A 23,982-nucleotide genomic window follows, 5' to 3' on the forward strand; every position below is an offset into this window, starting at 1 on the left:
TTGAAGCGACGATGCCCGTCCATGCAGGCGACGAACAAGAGGAGGGTAACGATGAGCCTTCAGCACTCGATGTTCTGCCCATGCTGCGAAGTCATGCAGCCGGGCGTCGCAAGCCGCCGTCGCTTTCTCGCGATGGCCACGCAGAGCGCAGCGGCGCTCGCACTGTTCCCGCATCTTGCTTATGCAGACGACAGTGTGCCATCTCTATCCTTCGACTCCATACCCTATCCCGTGCGCTTGCCGACCGACATGTACCTCGGCGAATGCTCGGGCGTTGCGGTCAATTCGGCGGGGCACATCTTCGTTCTTTCGCGCGGTAACAGCACAGGTCCCGCGTATGGCGCGGCGGCCGCGCAACTCCTGGAGTTTGATCGCAATGGCCGCTTCGTGCGCGAGATCGGCCACAACCTCTATGCGTGGTCGTTCGCGCATACGGTCAAGATCGACCGGCACGACAACATCTGGGTGACGGATAAAGGCTCCGACATGATCATCAAGTTCACGCCTGAAGGACGCGTGGCGATGGTGTTCGGCCGCAAGCAGGAAGCAGCGGACGAAGAAACCGCGCCGCTCAAGCATCCGAACCCGCCGCTGGCTTCGGAGCCGGGACGCTTCAGGCAAGTGACCGACGTTGCGTGGGACACGGCAGGCAACACTTATATAAGCGATGGTTATATCAACTCGCGCGTGGCGAAGGTCGATAACGACGGCAACTGGATCAAGTCGTGGGGCGAGCGTGGCAAGGCGCCGGGGCAGTTTCATACGCCGCACAGCATTGCCGTCGATGCAAACAACATGGTGTACGTCGCCGATCGCAGCAACCGTCGCATTCAGGTCTTCGACACGGAAGGCAACTTCCAGCGCCAATTCACGATCGACGTACCCGTACCGCCGGATGCGCGTCCTGCTATTGGCAACATGCCGGATGAAGCCGCGATTGCGGCGGGCACTTTCGCGCCCGGATCGCCCTGGGCCATCTGCATCTCACCGGGACCGAACCAGGTGCTCTATAGCGCCGATGCCTTTCCAGGCCGCATCTACAAGCTCTCGCTCGACGGCAAGCTGCTCGGCGTGCTTGGCCGTGCCGGCAAGCAGTTGAAGCAGTTCGGCTGGATTCACGAGATGGCGTGTCCATCGGAGAACACGCTCTTCGTCGCGGAACTGCTCAACTGGCGCGTGCAGAAGCTCGTGCTTCATGCATAGACGCTACCCTCAGTTTTGCTTGCCCCGCATCGACATGATCGGTTTGGGCAGCGGGTCCTTGCCGGTTTCGCGCCATGCGCGCAGCGTATCGAGCGCGACTGAGTTGCGTACATAGCGATGCCATACGAAGGCGAGATCGAATATCAGAATGGCCAGCCACCACGCGTAGAGAAACAGCAGCGCACCGATCACGACGGGCCATAACGGCTTGTTTGCGAGATCGCCCCAGAGTCGCACGCCGACGATGAGGATTGTCATCAACGTGCCCGCCGCGACGAGCACGCGGCGTCCCCATCGCGGTTTGCGCGGCGCGAACCATCCCGTCAGCGCGACGATCAGCGCGGCCAGGGTGAACATGATTTTCCCGGTGAGCGCGCTGGGCGCATCGCCATCATGCGTGACTGGACTCGCGAGGAACTCGGCAACGCCATTCAGGATCACGAGCCAGAAGATGGCGACACCCGCGACGAATGCAGCTAGCGCGACGAGACGCCAACGTAGCCGTGCAACCGGATGCGTGGCGCCGCTCGCCTTGACGAGCCGCGGTATGCGTGCGGCCACTGTCGTGCCCATCAGAAGACACGCGAGCGCGAACACCGAGCGCGTCAGGTATATAAACGCTGGCGCCGTGCTCGCGCCGCCCGCACCTGAGGTGGCCGTGACTGCCTTGTAGATGAAGAACACGGCCATGAGATGAAGCGCGAAGCTGAGCAGATAAGGAATCGCCGTGCCGACCATGCCGCGTAACGGCAGATTGCCCGGCGCCTTCGCGGTGTTCTTGCGCAGCACCACGTCTTCGATGAAATGGCCGAAGACATTCGAGTCCGTCCAGTAATCCGTATGCGCCTTGCCCGGCAGCCAATAGCGAGAGAAGCCGATGTCGTGCTTGTCTGCATCGAACTCGAAAGCCTCGCAGCCGCGCTGTTGCAGAAAGTCGCGGGCGGTATCGAGCGCGAAGCCGACCGGATCGCCGAAGTCATAGTAGTTGCGCCAGCGGATACGCGAGGGCAGTGTCAATGGCCCACCCGGACGATCGACTTGCGTGATGCACTCTCCTTGCACTTCGCTTCGAAGTTGCATGCCGTCCCAGAGTCTTGGCCACAAGAGGATGTGCTTGTCGATGGGTGAACCGATCGTCATGAAGCCGCGCAGACTCTGCACCCAGCTCGTATCGATGACTTGCTTGTGGTCTTTGGGGTCCGCTGCCGTCGGAGCGGAAAGCGCCTGCAGAATGCCCAGAAAACTGATCACCGTACCTTCGCTGTGCGCGACGATATACACCTCGGGCGGACACTGACAGCGCTCGGTGACGAGCGCGACGAGACGCTCCATCACGCGATGAAACCGGAACACGATGGTGTCGCGATGCTGCTTGAAATCCGCGACAAGCTGCACGTCGCCCACATAGTCGCGCAGCACGGGCGCCAGATCGAACTTGAAGATGCCGGCCTTCTCGGTCACGGCAAGCAGGCTTTGCATGATGGCGACGGTTTCGACCACTTCTTCCACCACACCCGCGGCGAGCGAGAAATCGGCTGGCTCCAGCTTGCGATCCGCGACGGTCAGCATGTATGCCGCCTGCGCGCGGCTCACGATGGACAATCCCCAGGCCTTGCTTTCTTCGAGCGTGTCGTCCTGTTTGACCACTTCGCGCGGGATGTCGGCCCAATACACTTCCGCGAAGCCAAGCGCGGAATAGAACTCGCGCTGCTCGGCGGTATAAGGACCGCCTTGCGGCAGATCGAGCTGGCGGACATCCACTTCGCCGACACCCGCGATATCGAAGTATCCCAACGGCATGACGGGCAATGGCGGATCGTAGCGTGCGCCGAACTGGCTCGCGACCGAACGCACGGTATCGCTGTGCAGTTGATTGCCGATGCCGTGTATCGCCACGACGATCTTCTGAACGCGCGGCTCCATGGGGAGGTTGGTGGCTTGCTCGAGGTTGCCCGAGTCGGAGGCGGCGGGGCGTGAGGCGTCGTTCATGGGCGTCTCCTGGCGTCGGGGCGCGGGCGCTTGCTGGCTGGACGATGCGGTACGGGCTGTTGCGCCAGATGGAGATTAGTCTATTTTTGTGCGCATGGCTTAGTGTTTTGCATTTTGTGTACCGGCGTGCTGTATGTTGCACGCAAGACCAAAGGTTGTCGTGCGCACGGAGGGTTGCAGAATCACGCTCCGACAGCGGAGAATGCGTGCCGCCGGGGTTTCGGAACGAATTCTAAATACCAAGTAACAAGCAAATGATTGAACTGGATGGATCGGCCAGCGAAGGTGGCGGCCAGGTTTTACGCACGGCGCTCACGCTTTCGCTTTTAACGGGGCAGCCTTTCGGGATCGGGAATATCCGCGCAAGGCGAAGTGAGCCAGGGCTGTTGCATCGACATCTCTTAGCGGTGGCGGCAGCGCAAGCAATATCCGGTGCGCAATGTTCCGGAGCAGACGTCGGATCGCGGATGCTGATGTTCACGCCGGGGCCGATCAAGAGCGGCGAGTACAGCTTCGATATCGGTACGGCGGAAAGCTGCACGCTCGTCTTGCAAACGATTCTGCCGGCGCTTTTATTCGCCGATAAAGCATCTACCGTGCGTATACGCGGCGGCACACACAATCCGATGGCGCCGCCCGCGCATTTTCTGCAACGTGCATGGCGTCGCGCGATGGGCGACATGGGCGCGGTCATCGACATCGAGCTCAAGCGCTTCGGCTTCTATCCGGACGGCGGTGGAGAGATTGTCGCCACGGTGCAGCCGTGCGAGGGCTTGCGTCCGTGCGAGTGGATTGCGCGTGGCGCGCTCGATACCGCGTATGCGGAGAGCTTCATCGCGGCGGCGCCCGCCGGCGTTGCGCAACATGAACTCGACGTGGTTCGTCCCGGCATGGGATGGGACGACTCGCAGCTGCTCGTGCGTGGTCTGGAAGCCGAACCGGGGCCGGGAAACGCGTTGCTCGTCACGCTCGAACATGCGCACGTCACCGAGGTATTTACGGCGTTTGGCGAACGCGCGGTATCGGCGGATAAGGTTGCGCAGACCGTGGTTCGAATGGCGGATCGCTATTTGGCATCCGCTGCGGCCATTGGCGAGCATCTCGGCGATCAGCTCCTGTTGCCACTCGCGCTCGCGGGCGGCGGCCGCTTCACGGTCGAGAAAACATCGATGCACGCAAGGACGAATGCGGAAGTGATCGAGCGCTTTCTGCCGGTGCGCTTCGAGTTCCATGAAGCCTACGATGCGACGGCATCGGTCGTCGAAGTCATGCGTCGCTGATCACCGGGACATGTGAACGCTTCACATGCCCGAGCAACAATGCGGCGCACTTATTCGCGCGAGAGCGGCATTCTTTACGTCGATACCGCCGTGACTATTCATTCGCATGGCACTCGTCGCTATCGACAGACTTCTTACGGGCAAGCATCGGCGAAAGAATACTTCAGGCGCGTATCAAACGTATTCATGCGCGGTAGCGCCGGAGTGAAGCAGGTGCATTGAACTTGCATCTGCGAGCAAATCAAACACGAAGTTAAAGAGCACTATGACCAAACGTACAATCAACGAGTCCGAATTCATCACGCACGACAGTGAGAAGCTTTTCTACCGTCATTGGCCGGCGGCGAAATCGCGTCGTCGTGGCGCAATCGTCTTGCTGCATTGCGGACACGAACATTCGGCACGCGTCGCGCATCTCGTCGATGAGCTGAAGTTGCGTGACTTCTCCTTCTTCGCATGGGACGCGCGCGGACATGGCAAGTCGCCGGGGCCACGTGGATATAGCCCGAGCGTGGCTGCGTCGGTGCGTGACCTGCAGTGCTTCATCGATCATATCCGTGATGCGCACGGCATTGCCGTGGAAGACATCGCTGTTGTCGGGCAAAGCGTCGGTGCGGTGCTTGCAGCGACGTGGGTGCATGATTACGCTCCGCCTGTGCGCTGTCTCGCGCTGGCATCGCCCGCATTTCGAATGAAACTGTATATACCGTTTGCGCGGGCTGGGTTACGGCTCGCGCACAAGCTGCGCGGCTCGTTCCATGTGAAAAGTCTAGTGAGGCCCGAGCTGCTCACGCAAGATATAGAACGCATCGCGAGCTATGCGGCCGATCCGCTCATTACGCGGCCGATCGCCGTCAACATGTTGCTGGATCTGCACGATACGTCGAAGCGTATCGTCGACGATGCCGCTGCCATCACCGTGCCTACGCAAGTGTTGATTTCAGGTGCGGACCGGGTCGTGCAGCGTGCGCCGCATGACCTTTTTTATGATCGGCTGCGTTCGGCTCGCAAAGAGCGCGTCGTGCTGCCGCGTTTTCGTCACGATACGCTAGGCGAGCGGGATCGCGCCAAGGCGCTGGAACCATTGCGCGCATTTATCTTGCGTGAATTCAATGCGCGCAGCCCGCGTGTATCACTCGTTCACGCGAACAAGCGCGGACCATTCCGCGACGAGTACGAGGCGCTGCTGAAGCCTCCAACAAAGCCGTTCGAACGTTTTTATTGGTGGATGAACCGGCTGGCGCTGAGGGCGGGCGGGGCGCTTTCGGAAGGCATCGCGCTTGGTCTTTCGCTTGGGTTCGATTCGGACGCGACGCTCGACTATGTCTACCGCAACGAGGCACGTGGATGCGGTGGCATCGGACGTCTCATCGATCGCTTTTACTTGAATGCGCCAGGGTGCAAGGGTATGCGGCAGCGCAAGACGCATATCGAAGCGCTCCTGGGTCTGGCTATCGCGCGGCTGGTTCGTGAGGGCTCACCCGTGCGTCTCGTCGATGTCGCGGCCGGGCATGGACGCCACGTGCTCGACGCGATAGCAAATTCAACCGACGACGCCAACGTGACCGTCGATCGCATCGTGCTGCGCGATGTGAGTGCGATCAATGTCGAAGCGGGACGTGCTTCGATCGCACGGCGGGGACTTGAGTCGATCGCCCACTTCGAGCACGCCGATGCTTTCGATGAAGCGTCGTTCACCACGCTCGAACCCCGTCCGACGCTTGCCATCGCGGCGGGCTTATACGAGCTTTACGGCGACAACGCGATGATCGAACGCTCGCTGCATGCGCTTGCGCAAGCAGTGCTGCCGGGCAGTTATCTCGTCTATACGGCACAGCCGTGGCATCCGCGACGCGAATTTATCGCGCGTTCGTCGAATACTCATCGCGGTGAGGCAAGCCGGGTCATGCGGCGTCGCTCGCAGGCCGAGATGGATGAACTCGTCAGGCGCGCAGGTTTCCGCAAGCTGGAACAGCGTATCGATGAAATGGGTATTTTCACGGTGAGTCTTGCGCAGCGGGAAGCGAGGCAATGAGCGATGCGGCGGCCGCTATCGCTGCGCTGCTCCGTGCTGGCGTGGAGAGACCGTCGGCATCGTGGTGGCGTTTAGCGGACGTTGAGCGCCGTGTAAAGTCGTCGCCTAAGCTTTCTTCACGGGCTAGTGCAAGCGAACAGTGCACAATGACGCCATGAGCGCCTTTAACCGCGCGCGAATGAAGCACCGTCGCTAGACAAGACCCCTTGCCGCAGAGAGACAAATGAAGAAAGGAAAACCCAAGCTCACCCGCGACGACGCCGAGCGTCTCTTCGAAGGTCTGCCGAAATCCAGCACGAGCGAGCGTAAATCCGGCCGGCCCGAGAATCCGTTCGAAGCTGGCGCGTTCGAGCCTGTCGAGCGCATCGACGAAGAAGCCAAGCTCTGGAAAGACAACCTGATCACGCTGCCGATGGCGGTCGAGCTGCCCGCTGGCTATGAATCGGTCGCACGCATGCGCGATGCGATGGCACGAGCATGGCGCCTGAGATGGGTGAGGGAAAGCGGTCACGAAATCGTGACGGAATTTCCTGAAGGATGGTCGGCGCTTCGCCCGGAGAGCGGTCCTATCGAAGTGCGAGATCCGGCGGGCGTGGTGCGCGCCGTGTTTGGTTGGGCCAAGGATGCCGAGTTGCGAATCTTGCCGCGATATTCCCTTGAATCGCAGACCAACGGTTCAAATGGGCTGGGCAGTTTGCTCGTCCGCGATCGATCGAACGGTCAAATTCTCGAAAGATCGTCGACCTGGTCCGCGCAAAGTGGCACTAACCATCCCGATTGGACACGGCTGTCGACGTGGCTCAACTCGAATTATCCATTCCATCGCGATCCTTTACGGTACTGGGCAGACTGCGAGGGCAATCTTCAAGGCTAAGACACGGCTTGGCGCTTGATCGAATTTCTTTAGGGAAAATCTTGCGACCTGTACGAGCGCGTCTTGCCGTGACACGCTAAGAAGGCACGCGCTTGGCAATAAAGCCCACGCGCCAGGCAAACGAAATCAAGCTATTTCGCTTAGCGCACAAAAAAGCCCAGCCACTAAGCGCTGGGCAATCCAGTGATTGAAGGCCACCGGAGGAGGATCTTGGAGACGAGGCGCACAAGACGATTGCGCGCCAGACCTTGAACGAAAACAACTGAACAGATCAGGAGCCGAAGAATACAGGCTTCATGCCGTCGTTGGCATCCGGACGGACGGAAGCGCTGATCTTGTGTCCCACGCGAGCCACTGCATGGTCGAAATTGCGCAGCGTATGGTGTGCGCCCGAAGCCGATGTGCCATCCGCGGCGCCGCCGACATCCGTTGCGTTATTGCCTTGGGCGTTCACACGAGCTTCCGCGGCTTGAATATTGGCCGGATATTGCGTTTGATCGCCGGTAGGGTTGTAGCCGGCTTTTTCGAGTTGAACCAGTTGCGCCTTCACTTCAGCGCGAGTCACCGGCTGGTTCGTTTGAGCGAACGACGACACGGCAGGGATTGCAAGAGCAGCGGCAACGATGAGCGATTGAACGAGTTTCATGATGCTTACCTCCAGGCTTCGTTTTTGCGCAAACACCCGTTTGCGTTTCAGTGCTTGAAGTCTAGGCGGCGCGTGCTTGGGAATTAAGTGCGGACTGAACAAGTAATTATTGTTAAATACGCGTTAACCCTCAATAGCCGATGACGCCGTTACCTCGGACACGCTCGCGTAAAATCGCGTTGCCGCCGTTCTTTCGTTCGAATGACAGGACACCCTATGTTGCAGCCGTTTGCATCATCAGAACCGTTCACGATTGGCGTCGAACTGGAAGTCCAGGTCGTCAATACGCATGACTACAACCTGACGAAGGCGACCACGGAGTTGTTGAACCGCGTTCGAGAGGAAACCTTCGCGGGGGCCATCGACCCCGAGACGACCGAAGGGATGATCGAACTCTCCACTGGCGTGTGCCGGAACTTCGACCAGGTCAGTAACGAGTTGCAGGTGCTTCGCGATACGCTCGTTCGCGCCGCCGACTTTCTCAACGTCGGCGTATGCGGTGGCGGCACCAACTTCTTCCAGAATTGGTACGACCAACGTTCCGATGGACGCGAACGCTCCGAATATCTCATGGGCTTATACGGGGCGCTTTATCAGCAGTTCACCATCTTCGGTCAGCACGTGCATGTCGGTTGCCCGGACGCCGACTCGGCGCTCGTCCTACTGCACTCGCTCTCGCGCTACGTCCCGCACTTCATCGCGCTCGCCGCTTCTTCGCCGTTCGTGCAGGGCAGCGACACGCAGTTCCAGTGCGCAAGACTCAATTCGGTCGCGCCGTTCCCCTTGTCGGGCCAGGCGCCCTTCGTGACGAAGTGGAGCGAGTTCGAACAGTACTTCGAGCGCATGACCAACACGGGTCTCGTCAAGAGTCTGAAGGACTTTTACTGGGACATTCGTCCGAGTCCTGGATTCGGAACGATCGAAGTACGCGTCATGGATACGCCGTTACGCGTGGAACGAGCCGCCGCCATCGCAGCTTACATTCAGGCGCTTTCGCGCTATCTGCTGATCGATAAACCCTTGACGCTGAGTGAACGCGACTACGAGGTTTATCGGACGAACCGGTTCATGGCTTGCCGCTTTGGTCTGGATGCAACATGCGTGAATCCGGAGACGGGGCAAAGCAAACCGATCAGAGACGACATCCTCGCCACGCTCGATGCGATCAGCGGCCACGCTCAGGCTCTCGGCGGCCAAGCAGGCCTCGAATCGATCAGGCGTGCGGTGACGACCGGTACGAGCGATGCCACGTGGTTGCGCCGCGTCTATGGCGCGCATGACTCTTTGCATGAAGTCGTGCGGCAGCAATGTCAGATATGGCGTGGCGCGCAGACGCTCGAATGAACTCAAGGCAATGACTAAAGCGTTAGCCTGAAACCGCGCACCAGCACTCCTGGCAATTGCAGGCCGCCTGTCGAACGTTCGCCCCACGTCGAGTCGTTCAACAGCAGTTCGGGCGTGGCGCCTATCCGGTCGAGTTCGCTTCCTAGCAGCCGATAAAGGCTGTCGTCGAAGCGCATGGCTTCGATGGGCGCGACGATCTCGCCATGCTCGACCCAGAACGTGGCAAAGCGCGTCATGCCGGTCATGCGGCAATCCATCCGGTCGGAGAAGTTCACGTACCACAGGTTGCCGACATAAAGACCGGTGTCGAGCGCGGCGAGCACGTCGCTGTCGGCGAGATCGCCGCCTTGCATCGAAAGCGATATGGGCATCTCATTCGCGGGCGCGCCGTTGGGACGCAAGCCGTATTCGCGGGCCGTGCGCGCGCTGGTGAGTTGCTGCGCGCCGCGGCCTGCTCGAATGAGCGGGACGGTCTCGCGCTCGTAGCCGTCTTCACTAAAGCCCGGTGTAATGCCGAGACCGATGTCTTCGGTGAGCGTGACGCGTTCGTCCAGCGAAGCCTCGCCGCTATTCAGGCGATGAAACTCGCTACGCGATGTTGCCTGCTTGCGTGCTGAAAACGCCGTAAAGGACGCCGTGCCGATGAGTTCGGCAAGCGCGGCCGGCGCGAGCCATGCACGATAATTCCCCGGCGCAAGCGTGCGCGCGGGCCGGGCCAACACCGGCATGCGCGCCGCGGCCTCTTCGACTTTTCTTGCGAAGACTTCGTCGCTCCATTGCTCGCCCGCGTAGGTCGTCTTGATTGCGCGTCCGCTTGCATCGTAAAGCGACCAGCTGAAGTTGAAGTTGTCGAGTTCATGCCAGCCACGGCTCCCATTCGACGATGCAAAGCCGCGCGCCATCGATCCACCGGCATAGAAGCCGACGAAGTCGAGCCGTGCCGCGCATCGTTCGACCACGCTCAAGAGCGATTCGATCTCCGGCAGCGTGCCGCGTCGTCGAGTGGCCTGGGTCCATGTCGCCGTATCGACGAGCAAATGCGGATCGGCGCTGGCGTCTTCGAGTGCGGCCCGCAGCGCGGCGAGCGTCCCGGCGATGGCTTCGTCGTCGGTATGCGCGTCGCCGCTTATCGTGAGCGTGGAATAGGCCTGGCGCTCGTTCCTGATGAGCCGCAGCGTCAACCCGCCCTGCGAGACGTGCCCGATCTGACGGACCTTGCTTGCATTGAAGCGCACGAAGTCCGATTCCTCGGCGGCAAGTGTGGTCAATGCCACTTCGCCTGTGACGAGCTGACGCTCGACGACATCCGCGAGCCGCATGAAGCGATGTTCCCAGTTTGCCGCGGCGGCTGTCATCGCGTGCCTCCGAACACATCCACGTTGCTGAACACGCATGCAGGCGATGCATGGCCCACGCGCACGATCTGCATTGGCTCACCCTTGCCGCACATTGCCGTGCCGTAGATGCCGCGCGTTGCTTCGTTGCCGACCGCGACGAGGCTGCGCCAGAAATTCGCCGAAATGCCGCGATAGCCCGGTTGGCGAACCACTTGCGTAAGCCGGCCATTCTCGATCAGTTGCCCGAACTCGCAGCCGAATTGAAACTTGTTGCGATAGTCGTCGATGGACCACGAGGTGTTCGTGCGCATCAGAATGCCCTGTTCGATGTTCGCGATCATCTCGTCGAGCGTACTCTCGCCAGCTTCGATATTGAGGTTCGCCATTCGGTCGATAGGCGGGCGGTTCCAGCTCGATGCCCGCGAATTCGCGACCCCGCCGATGCCCGCGCGTTGTTGCGAGAGCGTGCCGCCGAGCGCGCGTTCGAGCACGCCGTTGCGGATCAGATGGTGTTTGCTCGCAGCGGCGCCGTCGTCGTCGAATGCGTATGTGGCGACCTCAGCGGCCACGCCGGGATCGAACGTCACGTTCAAGAGCGGCGAGCCGTATTGGTAGGTGCCGAAGAACTCGGGCTTCACGAAGCTCGATCCGGCGAAGTTGCGTTCGTCGCCGAGAATGCGGTCGAGTTCGAGCGGATGACCGATCGACTCATGGATTTGCAGCATCATCTGATCGGGCATGAGGAGCAGGTCGCGCACGCCGCTCGGGCAGTTCGGCGCGGCGAGAAGCGCGAGCGCTTCGTTGGCCAGCCGCTCGCCGGCGCCATCGAAAGCGAAGCGATCGAGGATTTCGACGCCGCCTTGCGCGATGGTTCCGTAATCGCCGCCCAGCGTGCGGACTTGGGTATCGCCGTGGGCGTGCGCCGCGACCGCCAATTGCGGCATGGCGAACCGGAAACGCTGCTCGATGCGAACGCCGTCGCTCGTGATCAAGGTTTGTTCGCTTTCGATGACCTGCATGGACGCGGTGCGCTCGACGATACGCGGGTCGATGCTCGCCGCGGCGCATTCTTCCGCGAGCCGTTCAAGCCATTCGCGCCGCGCCGGCAGCGTGGCCTCGATGCCGGGCGACGCGTATTCGCCGCTTTGCGATGGACGCGCGGCGAGCCTGTGATCGACGAGCGAGACGCGTGCGCTTGCCTTGGCGCGGCGCGTGGCGAGGTCGAGCGCCGCCTGCAAGCCAGCCGGGGACAAGTCGGCGGTCGCCGCATAGCCCGCGCCGGCGCCGTGCCATGCAGTGAGCATTGCGCCGCGATCGCGCGCGGTGCGAAGTGGCTGGATCACGTCGTTGCGAACCTTGTGATCGTCCGTGCGTTCATCGACGAAGCGCACCGAGTGGAAGTCCGCTTCGCTGGAAAGGGCGCGAACGTGCTCGTCGAGTGATGGACCGTTCATATCGCTTCCGTGTTTTTACCGTCGGGTGCGCAAATGCGTGCGCAGGCAGCGTTAATATGCCATGGCACGGACCAACGCACGCGCGTTTGCGGATGTGTATCCTCTCGATGTCGTCATTCGAGGATGCCCCTGTGAAATACCCACTCATACTGGGCTTCGCTATCGTCGCGCTGGATGTCGTCGTGTGGCGCGCGCGTCTGCCCGCGCAAGACCTCGCGCGGCTGTTCATACGGCTCGCGCTTTTCGTCGCGTTGAGCTGGGACCTCTTTTCCTCTGACCTGAATCCGTTCACTCAGGCGCCTTACGCTGCCGTCGTCGAATTGCACTGGCTTGGACAAGTGCTCGAAATCATCTGGTGGCTGACGGGCGCGCGGTTGCTCACGCTTTCGCTCGACACCTTGCTTTTGCCGCGCGCCTGGCGCAAGCAGCGGCTATTTTCAGATGTGTTCGGTGCGGTGGTCTTTCTCGCAGCGGCCGTGGCAGCGCTCGGCTTCGTGCTCGAATTACCAGTGCGCGGGCTCGTTGCGACGTCGGGCGCGCTCGCCATCGTGCTCGGTCTCGCCATTCAAAGCACGTTGAGCGACGTGTTCGCGGGCATCGTGCTCAACACCACGGAGCCTTATTCGGTTGGCGACTGGGTCTTGATCGATGACGTCGAAGGCAAAGTGATCGAAATGAACTGGCGCGCCACGCATTTGCTCACGGGCCAGGGCAATACGCTTATCGTGCCTAACGCGGTTGCATCGAAAGCCAAGATTTCGAATAACAGCAGGCCGGCGAACATCCACGGAATTTCTCTCATTCTCGAGATCGATCCCGAAGCCCGGCCAAAGACCGTGCTCGATGCCTTGGGCCGTGCCCTGACCGGCTGTAATGTCATTCTCGACAGCCCCGCGCCTTATGCGCGGATGAAGCGTGCCACGCTCAATTCGGTGCAATACGAAGTCGTGGCGTTCGTCGATGACATGAACAAGAAGTCATCCGTATCCAACGAGTTGTTCGATCTTTGTTACCGGCATCTCGCGGCTTCGTCCGTGGCGCTGCGCGCGCTCGGCATTCCCGCGCCCGCCGTGACCGCGCACGATGCACGAGAAGCCTTGCTCAGACGCGTGAGCCTGTTCGACAGTCTGACGAGCGATGAAATAGAGCGGCTTGCCAAGCGGCTCTTGCGGCACGAGTATCAGGCAAGGCAGCAGATACTCGCGCCTGACACGGTGCCCGACAGTCTCTCTATCGTTCATTCGGGTGTGCTGTCGGTCACCTATCACGAAGCGACAGGAGATCGCGAAGTTGCCCGCGTCGGTCCCGGAGAGGCCTTCGGGGAGGCCGGGCTGCTTGCTGGTTTGCCGATGCACGTATCCATCTCGACGCTCACACCCGTAGTGCTATATCAACTCGGTAAGAACGATATGACGTCGTTCCTGAAAGATCATCGGGACGTCGCGAAGCAGTTGTGTCAGCTCCTCGCTTATCGTCAGGACAAGCTCGGCCAGTTGACGAATCCCATGCCGGTGGAAGAGGAAAAAGGCACATCGCTGTTTCAGTGGTTGTTGGACAAGGTCTGGTTTCGGCACGCGTTGCAAGAAGCTTCTCAGGTCAAGCAGACCGACAAGTCCGCTTAGAAGAGATGTTTAAGCGAAGACACGTAGTCGCGTTGAACGAGGCCATCCGTTGGCATCTTTTGAAATCTCTTGGAGAGGTATCTCATGGGCGAATATAGGCAACTGCATACCGACGATGGCACCTTCGCCGTCTATGTCGAAGTTCCCGCCAACACGCCGGCGCCCGCCGTCGTGGTGCTGCCTGAAATTTTCGGCATCAACGCGGACATGCGGGAAACATGTCAGGAGTTGGCGAGGCAAGGATTCATCGCGCTGTGTCCCGATCTCTTCTGGCGGCTCGAACCGGGCGTCGAATTAAATAGCTGGTCCGAGGAGGAATGGAAAAAGGGCTTTGCGCTCTATCAGGCATTCGACATCGATCTGGGTGTTCGAGATGTCGGCGCCACGGTGGCCAAGGGACGTGCCTCGCCCGAGTCGAACGGCAAGTGCGGGTTGATGGGCTTTTGCCTCGGCGGTCTGATGACTTTCCTGACGACCGCACGCGAGGGTGTCGATGCCGCCGCGGCTTATTACGGCGGTCAGACTGATCAGTACTTGGGCGAAGCAGACAGCATACGAGCGCCGATGATCATGCATCTCGGTACCGAAGACGAATTCATATCGACGGATGCACAGGCCGCAATCAAGGCGGCGATGAAGGACAGGACGAATGTGACGGTGTACGCGTATCCCGGATGCAGTCATGCGTTCGCGCGGCACACAGGTTTGCATTACGATGCGGCCGCGGCAGAGCTTGCGAATGAACGGACCTATGACTTGTTTCGGCGCGAGCTGGCGGGGACTTGAGTTGTCGGGCTGCGTGTCGGTGGAGGTCTTTGGCATCGGTGGAAATGTTCGCCATCATCGCCAGGCACACGCACTCACCGCACGGCTTCGACTTACCACTTACGCCATTGCGTCCCGCTTCGCGACACACAACTCGATGAACCGCTGCACCGGCTGCGTAAGCGTCGCCCCACGCCGCGTGGCAATTCCATAAGGCGCGCCTGTCCTGTCGATTCGTATGGGCAGCACCGCCACCAGTCCATGTTCCTCGAAGTATCTCGCCACCTTGAGCGGCATCAATCCCACCGTCCCCGCGCCGGAGCGCAAGAGCGACAAGGTCGCGAACGTCGATGACGTCTCGATCGCATAGCGCGGGAAGGGCACTTGCGCATCGTCGAATAGCTGTTCGAGAAGCGAGCGCATTGGCAGGGTGGCCTGAGGGACGATCCACGGATTCTCGCCGATGCCCGCGAACGTCACGTTCGCGTCCGTGGCCAGCGGGTCCGCGCCATCGACGACGAAACACACTTCCTCCACTTCGAGCGGAATGAAGTCGTAAGCCTCGGGATGAACGCTGATGCTCGGCCGACCGATCACGAGATCGAGCAGCCGCTGATCGAGCATCGACAAGAGCCGCGCACTGTTGTCCTCCCAGACTTCGACGGAAATATCCGGCTGAATGCCGCGCAACTCTCGCAGCACGGGCGTGAGCCATACGGGGACCGAGCCCATGACCGCGCCGACCGCGAGCGTGCCGCCGCCGCCGCGCAAGAGGGCCGCGAGTTCATCGCGTAATGCGCCGATCTCCGAACGGACCGCGCGCGCATGGCGAATCACACAGCGGCCGAGTTCGTTCGGCACGATGCCGCGCGGCGAGCGCGCGAAAAGCTCCGCGCCGAACAAAGACTCGATCTCGCGCAGCGACTTGGTCGTGGCGGGCTGTGAAAGCGAGACCTGATGCGCCGCCTTGCGCAGCGAGCCGTGGTCGTCCAGCGCGATCAACAACGCAATGTGATTGCCGCGCAATCTACGCAAAATCGCATCGATACTGGTTATCACCGATATAACTCCAGCCTGTCACCTGATCCGAAGGTTTCATTATCTGGCCAGGGCGTTCTCTCCCTACACTGGCTCAGACGTCGCCGCCCATGCTCGGCCACGCGGCTCGATCATAGCCGCATTGATCGACGAACGAGCAAGCGAACAAGCGGGCGGCGTGATGAATCATGCATCCCTATGGAGAGAAGCAAATTGAAAAGAATCGGTATCGACGTCGGCGGCACCTTCACCGATGTCGTGATGGTGGATGACCAAACGGGGCAAATCTGGTCGACCAAGGTGCCGACGACGCCGAAGGATCGCGTCGTCGGAACGATCGAAGGCTTTCTCAAGATTCTGGAGCTTTCAGGCACGCAAAGCGAAGACGTCGCCTTTCTCGGCCACGGCACGACGATGGCGACCAACATGGTCGTGGAAGGCACGGGCGCTAAAACCGCACTCGTCACGACGCGCGGCTTTCGCGACATCCTCGAACTGCGGCGCGTGTCGCGTCACGACCGCGCGGATCTATACGATCTGCTGTTCGACAATCCGCGTCCGCTCGTCGAGCGGCGCTGGCGGCTCGAAGTCGGCGAGCGTCTGCGTTACGACGGCAGCATGGAAATGCCGCTCGATCACGCCGGACTCGAAGCCCTTGCCGCACAGATTCGCGAGTCGGATATCGAAGCCGTCGCCGTGTGCTTCCTGCATGCGCATGTGAATCCGCAGCACGAGCGCGAAGCCGTCGATACGTTGCGCCGCTTGCTGCCCGACCGCTTCATTTGCGCATCGCACGAGGTCAATCCCGAAGCGATGGAATACGAGCGCACGAGCTCGACCGTCATCAACGCAATGCTCGGTCCGGTCTGCGGCCGGTATATCGGCAGGCTCATCAACACGCTCGCGCAACACGGCTTCGCGGGCAAGTTCCTCTTCATGCAGTCGAACGGCGGTCTGGCAAGCCCCGCGATGGTCGCCGACAAGCCGATCGTGCTGCTCGAATCCGGTCCCGCGGGCGGCGTTTCCGCGGCCATTCGCAACTGCGAGAAAAGCGATCTCAAGAACGCGATTCTCGGCGACATGGGCGGCACCACGTTCGACGTATCGCTGATCCGCGAGTTTCGGCCGGAGCTGCGCAACAAAAGCCTGCTGCATACCTATACCGTGCGCTCGCCGAGCATCGATATCGACTCGGTGGGCGCGGGCGGCGGCTCTATCGTCTGGATCGATGCGGGCGGCGGCGTGCGGATCGGTCCCGAAAGCGCGGGCGCGGATCCGGGCCCTGCGTGCTATGGGCGCGGCGGCACGCGTCCGACCGTGACCGACTGCAACCTCGTGCTCGGCTATATCGATCCCGACAGCTTCCTCGGTGGCGAATTCAAACTGGACGCACAGGCGGCGTGGCGCGTGGTCGAAGAGGTCATCGCCAAGCCGCTCGGCGTCTCGGTGCCGGAAGCTGCGCAAGTCGTGCGCTCGGTGGCCAATGCACTGATGGCCCAAGCCATCCGCATCATGACGGTGGAACGTGGCTACGATCCGCGCGAATTTTCGTACATCTGTTACGGCGGCGCGGGGCCGGTGCACGCGGTCGATCTGGCGCACGAGATGGGCATTCGAAGAGTCGTGATTCCGCCGCTGCCGGGGCTTTTCAGCGCATTCGGCATGACGGTCGCGGACCAGCAATACGACTATCAGCGCCCGCTGGAAAGCGATCTCGCGATGATCGACGACGCCACCTTGCAGCATGCGCTCGACGAACTCACCGCCGAAGGCATGCAAGAGCTGCAACGTCATGGTGTCGATGCAGACGGCGTGAAAGTGGTGCGTCTCGCGGATTGCCGCTATGCCGGTCAGCCCGATGTCATCACCGTCGAAGTGCAGGGCGATGCGCAAGGCATTCGCGCCGCGCTTGCGCAAACCTTCGAAACCGCGCATCAGCGGCAATGGAATTTCATCAGCAAGGACAAGCCGGTCGTGGTCGCCAACGTGCGTCTGCAACTCGTCACGACGACGGGTTGGCGCGGCGGCGTCGCAAGCAGCAAGGGCGGCGCGATGCCGAAGCCGGTGCGTACGCGCGAGGTCTATTTCGACGGCGGCGTGCGCACGCTTCCCGTGTTCGCGCGCATGGAGATTCCCATAGGCGCGACGATCGAAGGGCCCGCCGTCATCGAAGAGCACAGCAGTTGCGCCGTGCTCAAGGCGTCGCACGTCGCGCGCGTCGATCCCGATCTGAATCTCGTCATCGAACTGGCAGCCTGAATAAACGGACATCCTCATGGATATTGTTACTTACGAAATCATCCGCAGCAGTCTCTTCGCCGTCGCGCGTGAAATGAAGATCGCGATGATGCGCACCGCCGGCAGCCCGCTCATGCATGCGAGCGGCGACTCGTCCGCCGCGATCTTCGACGCCGACATGCAGCTCGTCGCGCAAGGCAACGACATTCCGACGATGCTCGGCTCCGCCGTCATCTCGACGCGCGTCTCGGTGGAGGCGATGGGACGCGAGAACTTGCGCCCCGGAGATGTCATCGTCAGCAACGACGCGTATGTCGGCGGCGGCAATCATCAACCGGACGTGCAGTTCACGCGCCCCGTTTTCGCCGATGGCAAGATCGTCGCCTTCGTGATGACGCGCGGCCACTGGACCGATATCGGCGGGCAGTCTCCGGGCAGCTATACGGTCACCACATGGGACGTGTTCGCGGAAGGTATCCGCATTCCGCCGGTGTTTCTGTATCGCAATGACGAGCCTGTGCAGGACATGCTCAACCTGCTCACGCGCAATAGCCGCAATGCGCACGAGTTACGGCTCGACATTCAGGCGCAATACGCGGGCACGTTCGTCGGCGACCGGCGTATCGGCGATCTGGTTGCGAAGTATGGCGCCGATGCCTTGCGCGACGTGATGAGCCAGAGCCTCGATCACTCGGAGAAGCTGATTCGCGCGGAAATAGCGCGTATTCCCGATGGCGTCTACGAAGCCGAGGAGTATCTCGATCCGATCGAAGCGCCGGGCTGGAAACAGGAGCGTCCGCTTCTCAAGGTCAAGGTGACGAAGACGGGCGATCACATCACGTTCGATTACACCGGCACCGGCGCGCAAGTGCGCGGCGGCATCAACTGTCCGCTGTCGGTCACCTGCAACAGCACCTGGTTCACGGTGAAGGCGCTGACCGACCCGGGCATTCCGATCAATCAGGGTTGCTATCGGCCGGTGACGATCATCGCGCCCGAAGGCAGCGTGCTGAACTGCCGCTATCCGGCCTCGGTCGTGTCGGGCAATACGGAAACGTCGCCACGCGTGATCGATCTGCTTCTGAAGGCACTCGCGCCCGCGGTGCCCAAGCGCATCACGGGGCAAAGCAACTGCGCGTCGTGCGCGGGCATCTTCAGCGGACGCGACACGGACCCGGCGCGCATTGGCCGCACCGGCCAGGAGTTCGTCACGATGCACGACGTCCACGCGGGCGGCATGGGCGCGCGCGCCGAGAAGGATGGCGTGAGCGGTGTGCGCGTGTACGTGGGCAACGCGGGCAGCCAGTCCATCGAGATGATCGAGGCGACATCGCCGCTCGTCGTCGAGGAATGGTCGCTCGTGACCGACAGCGGCGGCGCGGGACGCAGACGCGGCGGCCTGACGTCGCGGCGCGTCTATCGCGTCGAATACGACGAGGCGACCTTCACCGTCTCCGGCGAACGCGGACGCTCGGCGCCCGAAGGCCAATTTGGCGGGATGGCGGGCACGCGCTTTCAATGCATCGTGCAGCGGGCGGACGGCAGCGAGCACGCGGTCGCGGCGAAGGGCGGACAGACGGTGGTGTATCGCGGCGATCGCGTGTCGGTGCAGCCGGCAGGCAGCGGTGGTTACGGCGATCCGCACGAGCGCGATCCGTTGCTCGTGGCAGCCGATATCGCCGATGGTTACGTCAGCGCCGAAGCCGCCGCGCAACGCTACGGTTCGAGCGCACAGCCGGCAGCGGAAGAGCCGGCAGTCGCATCGCTCGCGGTGGCGGCGGAATGAGCGCGGGCGAAGCCATGAGCCCGACCTTGCCGCTCGCGGGCGTGTGCGTGGTCGAGATCGGCCATAGTCTTGCCGCGCCCTATGCGGGCATGATCCTCGGCTCGTTGGGCGCGGAGGTCATCAAGATCGAAAGCGCGGAAGGCGGCGACTATGCGCGCGACTGGGGCCCGCCCTTCGTCGATGGCGCCGCCGCGCTGTTTCATGCGGTGAACCACGGCAAGAAGAGCATTGCGATGACGCTATCGAATCGCGACGACGCGGAGGCATTGCGTGCGCTGATCGAGCGCCGCGCCGATGTCGTTCTGCAGAATCTCAAGGCCGGCGGCACGGAGAAGTACGGCCTCGGCGGCGAGCAGATGCTGCGCATGAAGCCCTCGCTCGTCTATTGCAATCTCGGCGCGTTCGGCACGGCGGGACCGCTGCGCGACAAGCCCGGCTACGATCCGCTCGTGCAGGCGCTTTCGGGTCTCATGAGTTTTCTGGGTCAGCCGGGCGAGCCGCTCTCGCGCATACCGGTGTCGGTCAACGACATGGGCACCGGCTTGTGGGCGGCAATCGGCGTGCTGGCCGCGCTCTTCCGACGCCAGGCGACGGGCGTGGGCGAGGTCGTCACCGTGTCGCTGTACGAAACCGCGATCAGCTGGGCCGGCATTCAGATCGCGGATTATCTCGCCTCAGGCGTGCTGCCGGGCCGCTGGGGATCGGGAACGGCTGCGATCGTGCCGCATCAGGCGTTCGAATGCGCGGATGGCACGATCATGGTCGCGGCCGGTAACGACCGATTGTTCCGCCGCCTCTGCGCCGTACTGTCTATCCCGACACTCGCCGACGATGCGCGCTTCGTGACCAACGGCGCCCGCGTGAGCCATCGCGTCGCGCTCATCGACTTGTTGCATCTCGAGTTTCGCAAGCACGGAACCGCGCACTGGCTCGAAGCGCTCGACGGGGCGGGCATTCCGTGCGGGCCCATCCAGACCATCGATCAGGTGGTCGCGCACGAGCAGACGAAAGCGCTCGACCTCTTGCGCACGACCGACGATGGCGCGGCCACGGTCGTCGGCGTGCCGATATCGTTCGGCGGGACACGGCCCGCGCATGTGGGCATCACGCCCAAGCTCGGCGAACATAACCATCTGCTGGCGAAGACGCCACTGGAGACATCTTGAAACTCGCATCGCAACTTGGCGACGCGCTCGACACGCTGTCGCTCGAAGACATCGATCAGCAAATTCTCGTCGTCACCCTGAACCGCCCGAATGTGTCGAACGCGATCAGCACGACGATGGGACAGGAGATCATCCGCGTTTTCGGCGCGCTGGAAGCCGATCCCACGCTCTATCGCTGCGTCATTCTAACGGGCGCGGGAGAGCGTGCGTTTTGCGGCGGCGCGGATCTCAAGGAACGCGAAGGCATGACCGACGAGCACTTCGGCGTGCAGCACTATCTGTTCGAACGCATGAACCGCGCGATCACCTATTGCCCCGTGCCGATCATCTGCGCGGCGAACGGCGCGGCGGTCGCGGGCGGGCTCGAACTGCTGCTCGCCTGCGATTTCGCGTATGCATCGGAACATGCCGTTTTCGGCTTCACCGAAGTGAAGCGCGGCATCATGCCGGGCGGCGGCGGCACGCAGCAATTGCCGCGCACCATCGGCGCCCGCCGCGCGAAGGAACTGATCTTCCGGGGAGCGAAATTCACGGCGCAGGAAGCATTGGCGTGGGGCGTCGTCAATCGTCTTTGCGAGCCGGGCCGCGTGCTCGCCGATGCCATCGACGCCGCCCGCGACATCTGCACGAGCGCACCACTGTCCGTGGCGCAAGCCAAGAAGGCGGTCGACCTCGGCATGCAGGGCGACTTGCGCACGGGCCTGTATCTGGAAATCGAAGCCTATAACCGGCTGATTCCGACGGCGGACCGTCTAGAAGGCATCAGCGCGTACAACGAGAAGCGCGCACCGCGATTCAAGGGCGTTTAGTTCGAACGCAACAGCCGGCATACCTATACCCGGATAACCGGAGGAGACAGACATGACCCCCAACATCGGCAGCTTCGACATGCCGAAAGCCGAAGCGACGTATGGCAAGATCACGCGCCGGCTCATCCCGTTCCTGTTCCTGTGCTATGTGTTCGCGTTTCTCGACCGCATCAACATAGGCATTGCGCAGCTCGACATGAAGCACGATGTCGGCTTCAGCGATCTCACATACAGCATCGGCGCGGGCATCTTCTTCCTCGGCTACGTGCTGATGGAAGTGCCGAGCAACTTGCTCTTGGCGCGCATCGGTGTGAAGCGGACGTTCTCACGCATCATGATCCTGTGGGGCTTGATCGCGGCGGGCACGGCATTCGTCACGCTGCCTTCGCATCTCTACACCGTGCGCTTCTTTCTCGGGCTTGCCGAAGCGGGGCTTTATCCGGGCGTGATCTTTTATCTCACGCGCTGGTATCCGGTCGAACGGCGCGCCAAGGTCATCGCGCTCTTCACGTGTGCAACGGGCATTGCGGGCTTGTTCGGCGGGCCTCTGTCCGGTGCGCTCATGACGTACTTCAACGGCTACTTCGGTCTGCACGGCTGGCAATGGATGTTCATCGTGCAAGGCTTGCCCGCGACCGTGCTGGGCGTGGTGGCGTTCTTTTATCTCGATGACGGCCCGCAGCAGGCGAAGTGGCTCACGGAAAGCGAAAAGGCCGTCGTGCTCGCGGATATCCGCAAGAGTTCGAGCGTGTCGGCGAAGCACGAGGAGCACACGTTCGGACGCACGCTCACGGACTTTCGCGTCTACGTGATGGGCTTCGTGTGGTTCACGCAGATTGCCGGCGTGTTCGCCATCGGCTTCTGGCTGCCGACGCTCATCAAGAGCGCGGGCGTGTCGAGCGCGTTGCAGATCGGCTGCTATTCCGCCATTCCGTATTTCGTGAGTTGGGTCGCGCTCATCATGCTCAACCGTCATTCGGACCGCACGATGGAGCGGCGCTGGCATTGCGCCATCGCCATGATCTTCGGTGCTGCGGGACTCGTCGTCGCGGCGTTCACGACCGGCAATCTCGCGCTGTCGCTTGCGGCGCTCTCGGTGGCGACCGCGGGCATACTCGCGCCCAACCCGCTCATCTGGGCAATCTCGACGGATTACATCCGTGGCAGCGGCGCGGCGGGCGGCGTGGCGGTGATCAATTGCGTGGGTCTGCTCGGCGGCTTCGTGAGCCCGATGATCATCGGCTCCATCAAGACGATGACCAACAGCATGGCAGGCGGCCTTGGCGCGATTGCCACGCTGATGGTGCTCGGCGCCATCGCGGCTGTCGTGCTTGCGCCGTCCACATCGAGCGCGCCCGTGAGCGAAGGACGCGCCGAGGAAGGCGGTGAACGCGTACCGGATGCAACCATCTGAACGAAGGGAGTGAAAATGAAAGATGTAGCAGTACAGATACGTGAAGTCGGCTTGCGCGACGGCCTCCAGATGGTCCGCACCATTCTCGGCGCCGCGCAAAAACTCGAATGGTGCGCGCGCATGGTGGATGCGGGCGTGACCGATATCGAAGTGACGTCCTTCGTGCCGCCGAAGATCGTGCCGCAATTTGCCGATGCGGTCGAGGTGGCGACGGGCGCGCTTGCCATCGACGGATTGCACGCGGCAGCGCTCGTGCCGAACCTGAAGGGAGCGCAGCGTGCCTTCGATGTCGGCTTGAACAAGGTCCACTACGTGCTGTCCGCGAGCAACGAGCACAACCTGAAGAACGTTCGGCGCAGCACGGCGGAATCCGTCGAAGACTTCGTGCGCATTGCGGCGGCGCGCGATGAACTCGGCCGGCGCGTCGTGCTGGGCGCAGGCGTGGCGACGGCGTTCGGCTGCACCATTGCCGGTGAGGTGGATGAAGGCATCGTGCTCGGGCTGGTCGAAACGTTGATCGAGGCGGGCGCGCAGGAAATCACGATCGCCGATACGGTCGGCTATGCGAATCCCGCGCAGGTCTATGCGCTCATGCGTCGCGTCATGGAGCTTGCGGGGCCCTTGCCGGTTGCGTGTCATTTCCACGATACACGCGGACTCGGTTTGGCCAACGTTATGGCCGCACTCGATGCGGGTGTGCGTGCGTTCGACTCTTCGCTCGGCGGACTCGGCGGATGTCCGTTCGCGCCGAACGCCACGGGCAACATCAACACCGAAGACACGGTGTTCATGCTCGAAGCGCAGGGCATGACCACGGGCATCGACATAGACAAGTTGCTGGCGATACGCGAGACGATTGCCGCGTGGTTGCCGGGCGAACCATTCACAGGCGCCATTGCGCGTGCAGGCTTGCCGAAGACGTTCGTGCGAGCAGGGGAAGCAGTGGCGGCTTAGGGCTCGCCGCTGGCGTTCACCCTCATGC

At 61.9% G+C, this 23,982-nt stretch carries 18 protein-coding genes; 13 read left to right on the top strand and 5 right to left on the bottom strand.

All coding sequences use genetic code 11. The features are described 5' to 3' along the window. The first annotated feature begins 51 nt into the window (after positions 1 to 51). Positions 52 to 1,203 carry a peptidyl-alpha-hydroxyglycine alpha-amidating lyase family protein gene (locus NCR98_RS25455; protein WP_250527678.1) on the top strand — a complete coding sequence of 384 codons (1,152 nt, stop codon included), beginning with the start codon at positions 52 to 54 and terminating at the stop codon, positions 1,201 to 1,203. A gap of 9 nt (positions 1,204 to 1,212) precedes the next feature. Here the strand turns inward: NCR98_RS25455 and NCR98_RS25460 are convergent, their stop codons facing one another. After that, entirely contained in the window at positions 1,213 to 3,192 is a 1,980-nt protein-coding gene (locus NCR98_RS25460; protein ID WP_250527679.1) for an MFS transporter, read from the bottom strand. Between the two features lie 254 nt (positions 3,193 to 3,446). On the opposite strand from NCR98_RS25460, the gene rtcA reads away from it, so the two are divergent. The 3 genes from rtcA (at position 3,447) to NCR98_RS25475 (ending at position 7,381) form a co-directional block, all read left to right on the top strand. After that, the gene (gene rtcA, locus NCR98_RS25465; RefSeq protein ID WP_250527680.1) at positions 3,447 to 4,472 is read left to right on the top strand and encodes an RNA 3'-terminal phosphate cyclase; all 1,026 of its coding nucleotides are present in this window, start codon (positions 3,447 to 3,449) and stop codon (positions 4,470 to 4,472) included. 265 nt (positions 4,473 to 4,737) lie between these two features. Continuing rightward, complete coding sequence (locus NCR98_RS25470) at positions 4,738 to 6,507, top strand: bifunctional alpha/beta hydrolase/class I SAM-dependent methyltransferase (protein ID WP_250527681.1); 1,770 nt, start codon at positions 4,738 to 4,740, stop codon at positions 6,505 to 6,507. 223 nt (positions 6,508 to 6,730) lie between these two features. Continuing rightward, positions 6,731 to 7,381: a hypothetical protein gene (locus tag NCR98_RS25475; protein WP_250469386.1), complete on the top strand. Its 651-nt coding sequence runs from the start codon at positions 6,731 to 6,733 to the stop codon at positions 7,379 to 7,381. Positions 7,382 to 7,652: 271 nt separating this feature from the next. On the opposite strand, the gene NCR98_RS25480 is transcribed toward NCR98_RS25475, so the two are convergent. Further along, the gene (locus NCR98_RS25480; RefSeq protein ID WP_244830998.1) at positions 7,653 to 8,027 is read right to left on the bottom strand and encodes a DUF4148 domain-containing protein; all 375 of its coding nucleotides are present in this window, start codon (positions 8,025 to 8,027) and stop codon (positions 7,653 to 7,655) included. 216 nt (positions 8,028 to 8,243) lie between these two features. Here NCR98_RS25480 and NCR98_RS25485 point away from each other — a divergent pair, with 216 nt between their 5' ends. Continuing rightward, complete coding sequence (locus NCR98_RS25485) at positions 8,244 to 9,371, top strand: YbdK family carboxylate-amine ligase (protein WP_250527682.1); 1,128 nt, start codon at positions 8,244 to 8,246, stop codon at positions 9,369 to 9,371. Between the two features lie 14 nt (positions 9,372 to 9,385). Here the strand turns inward: NCR98_RS25485 and NCR98_RS25490 are convergent, their stop codons facing one another. Together NCR98_RS25490 and NCR98_RS25495 are read right to left on the bottom strand one after the other, a co-directional pair. Next, on the bottom strand, positions 9,386 to 10,726 hold the full coding sequence (locus NCR98_RS25490; protein ID WP_250527683.1) for a TldD/PmbA family protein: 1,341 nt from the start codon (positions 10,724 to 10,726) through the stop codon (positions 9,386 to 9,388). Beyond that, positions 10,723 to 12,162, bottom strand: coding sequence for a TldD/PmbA family protein (locus NCR98_RS25495; protein ID WP_250527684.1), 1,440 nt, complete (start codon positions 12,160 to 12,162; stop codon positions 10,723 to 10,725). Before NCR98_RS25495 ends, NCR98_RS25490 begins: the two co-directional genes overlap by 4 nt. A gap of 131 nt (positions 12,163 to 12,293) precedes the next feature. On the opposite strand from NCR98_RS25495, the gene NCR98_RS25500 reads away from it, so the two are divergent. Together NCR98_RS25500 and NCR98_RS25505 are read left to right on the top strand one after the other, a co-directional pair. Next, a complete protein-coding gene (locus tag NCR98_RS25500) occupies positions 12,294 to 13,784 on the top strand; it encodes a mechanosensitive ion channel domain-containing protein (RefSeq protein ID WP_250527685.1) in 1,491 nt (496 codons plus the stop codon). Positions 13,785 to 13,868: 84 nt separating this feature from the next. Further along, complete coding sequence (locus NCR98_RS25505) at positions 13,869 to 14,570, top strand: dienelactone hydrolase family protein (protein WP_250527686.1); 702 nt, start codon at positions 13,869 to 13,871, stop codon at positions 14,568 to 14,570. A 99-nt stretch (positions 14,571 to 14,669) separates the two neighbouring features. On the opposite strand, the gene NCR98_RS25510 is transcribed toward NCR98_RS25505, so the two are convergent. Beyond that, positions 14,670 to 15,608 carry a LysR family transcriptional regulator gene (locus NCR98_RS25510; protein ID WP_250469397.1) on the bottom strand — a complete coding sequence of 313 codons (939 nt, stop codon included), beginning with the start codon at positions 15,606 to 15,608 and terminating at the stop codon, positions 14,670 to 14,672. Between the two features lie 192 nt (positions 15,609 to 15,800). Between NCR98_RS25510 and NCR98_RS25515 the strand changes: the two genes are divergently transcribed. From NCR98_RS25515 to NCR98_RS25540, 6 genes are read left to right on the top strand one after another with little or no spacing between them, the layout of a single operon-like run. After that, positions 15,801 to 17,846, top strand: coding sequence for a hydantoinase/oxoprolinase family protein (locus NCR98_RS25515; protein ID WP_244830751.1), 2,046 nt, complete (start codon positions 15,801 to 15,803; stop codon positions 17,844 to 17,846). Positions 17,847 to 17,862: 16 nt separating this feature from the next. Continuing rightward, positions 17,863 to 19,611: a hydantoinase B/oxoprolinase family protein gene (locus NCR98_RS25520; RefSeq protein ID WP_250527687.1), complete on the top strand. Its 1,749-nt coding sequence runs from the start codon at positions 17,863 to 17,865 to the stop codon at positions 19,609 to 19,611. After that, complete coding sequence (locus NCR98_RS25525) at positions 19,608 to 20,777, top strand: CaiB/BaiF CoA transferase family protein (protein WP_250527688.1); 1,170 nt, start codon at positions 19,608 to 19,610, stop codon at positions 20,775 to 20,777. The genes NCR98_RS25520 and NCR98_RS25525 overlap by 4 nt, the downstream gene beginning before the upstream one ends. Next, on the top strand, positions 20,774 to 21,586 hold the full coding sequence (locus NCR98_RS25530; protein ID WP_250527689.1) for an enoyl-CoA hydratase-related protein: 813 nt from the start codon (positions 20,774 to 20,776) through the stop codon (positions 21,584 to 21,586). Before NCR98_RS25525 ends, NCR98_RS25530 begins: the two co-directional genes overlap by 4 nt. A 52-nt stretch (positions 21,587 to 21,638) precedes the next feature. After that, positions 21,639 to 23,000, top strand: coding sequence for an MFS transporter (locus tag NCR98_RS25535; RefSeq protein ID WP_244830742.1), 1,362 nt, complete (start codon positions 21,639 to 21,641; stop codon positions 22,998 to 23,000). 15 nt (positions 23,001 to 23,015) lie between these two features. Beyond that, positions 23,016 to 23,954, top strand: a complete 939-nt coding sequence (locus NCR98_RS25540; RefSeq protein ID WP_244830740.1) for a hydroxymethylglutaryl-CoA lyase — start codon at positions 23,016 to 23,018, stop codon at positions 23,952 to 23,954. Positions 23,955 to 23,982: the final 28 nt, after the last annotated feature.

The sequence above is a fragment of the Caballeronia sp. GAWG2-1 genome, from assembly GCF_023631405.1.
Taxonomy (GTDB): Bacteria; Pseudomonadota; Gammaproteobacteria; order Burkholderiales; family Burkholderiaceae; genus Caballeronia.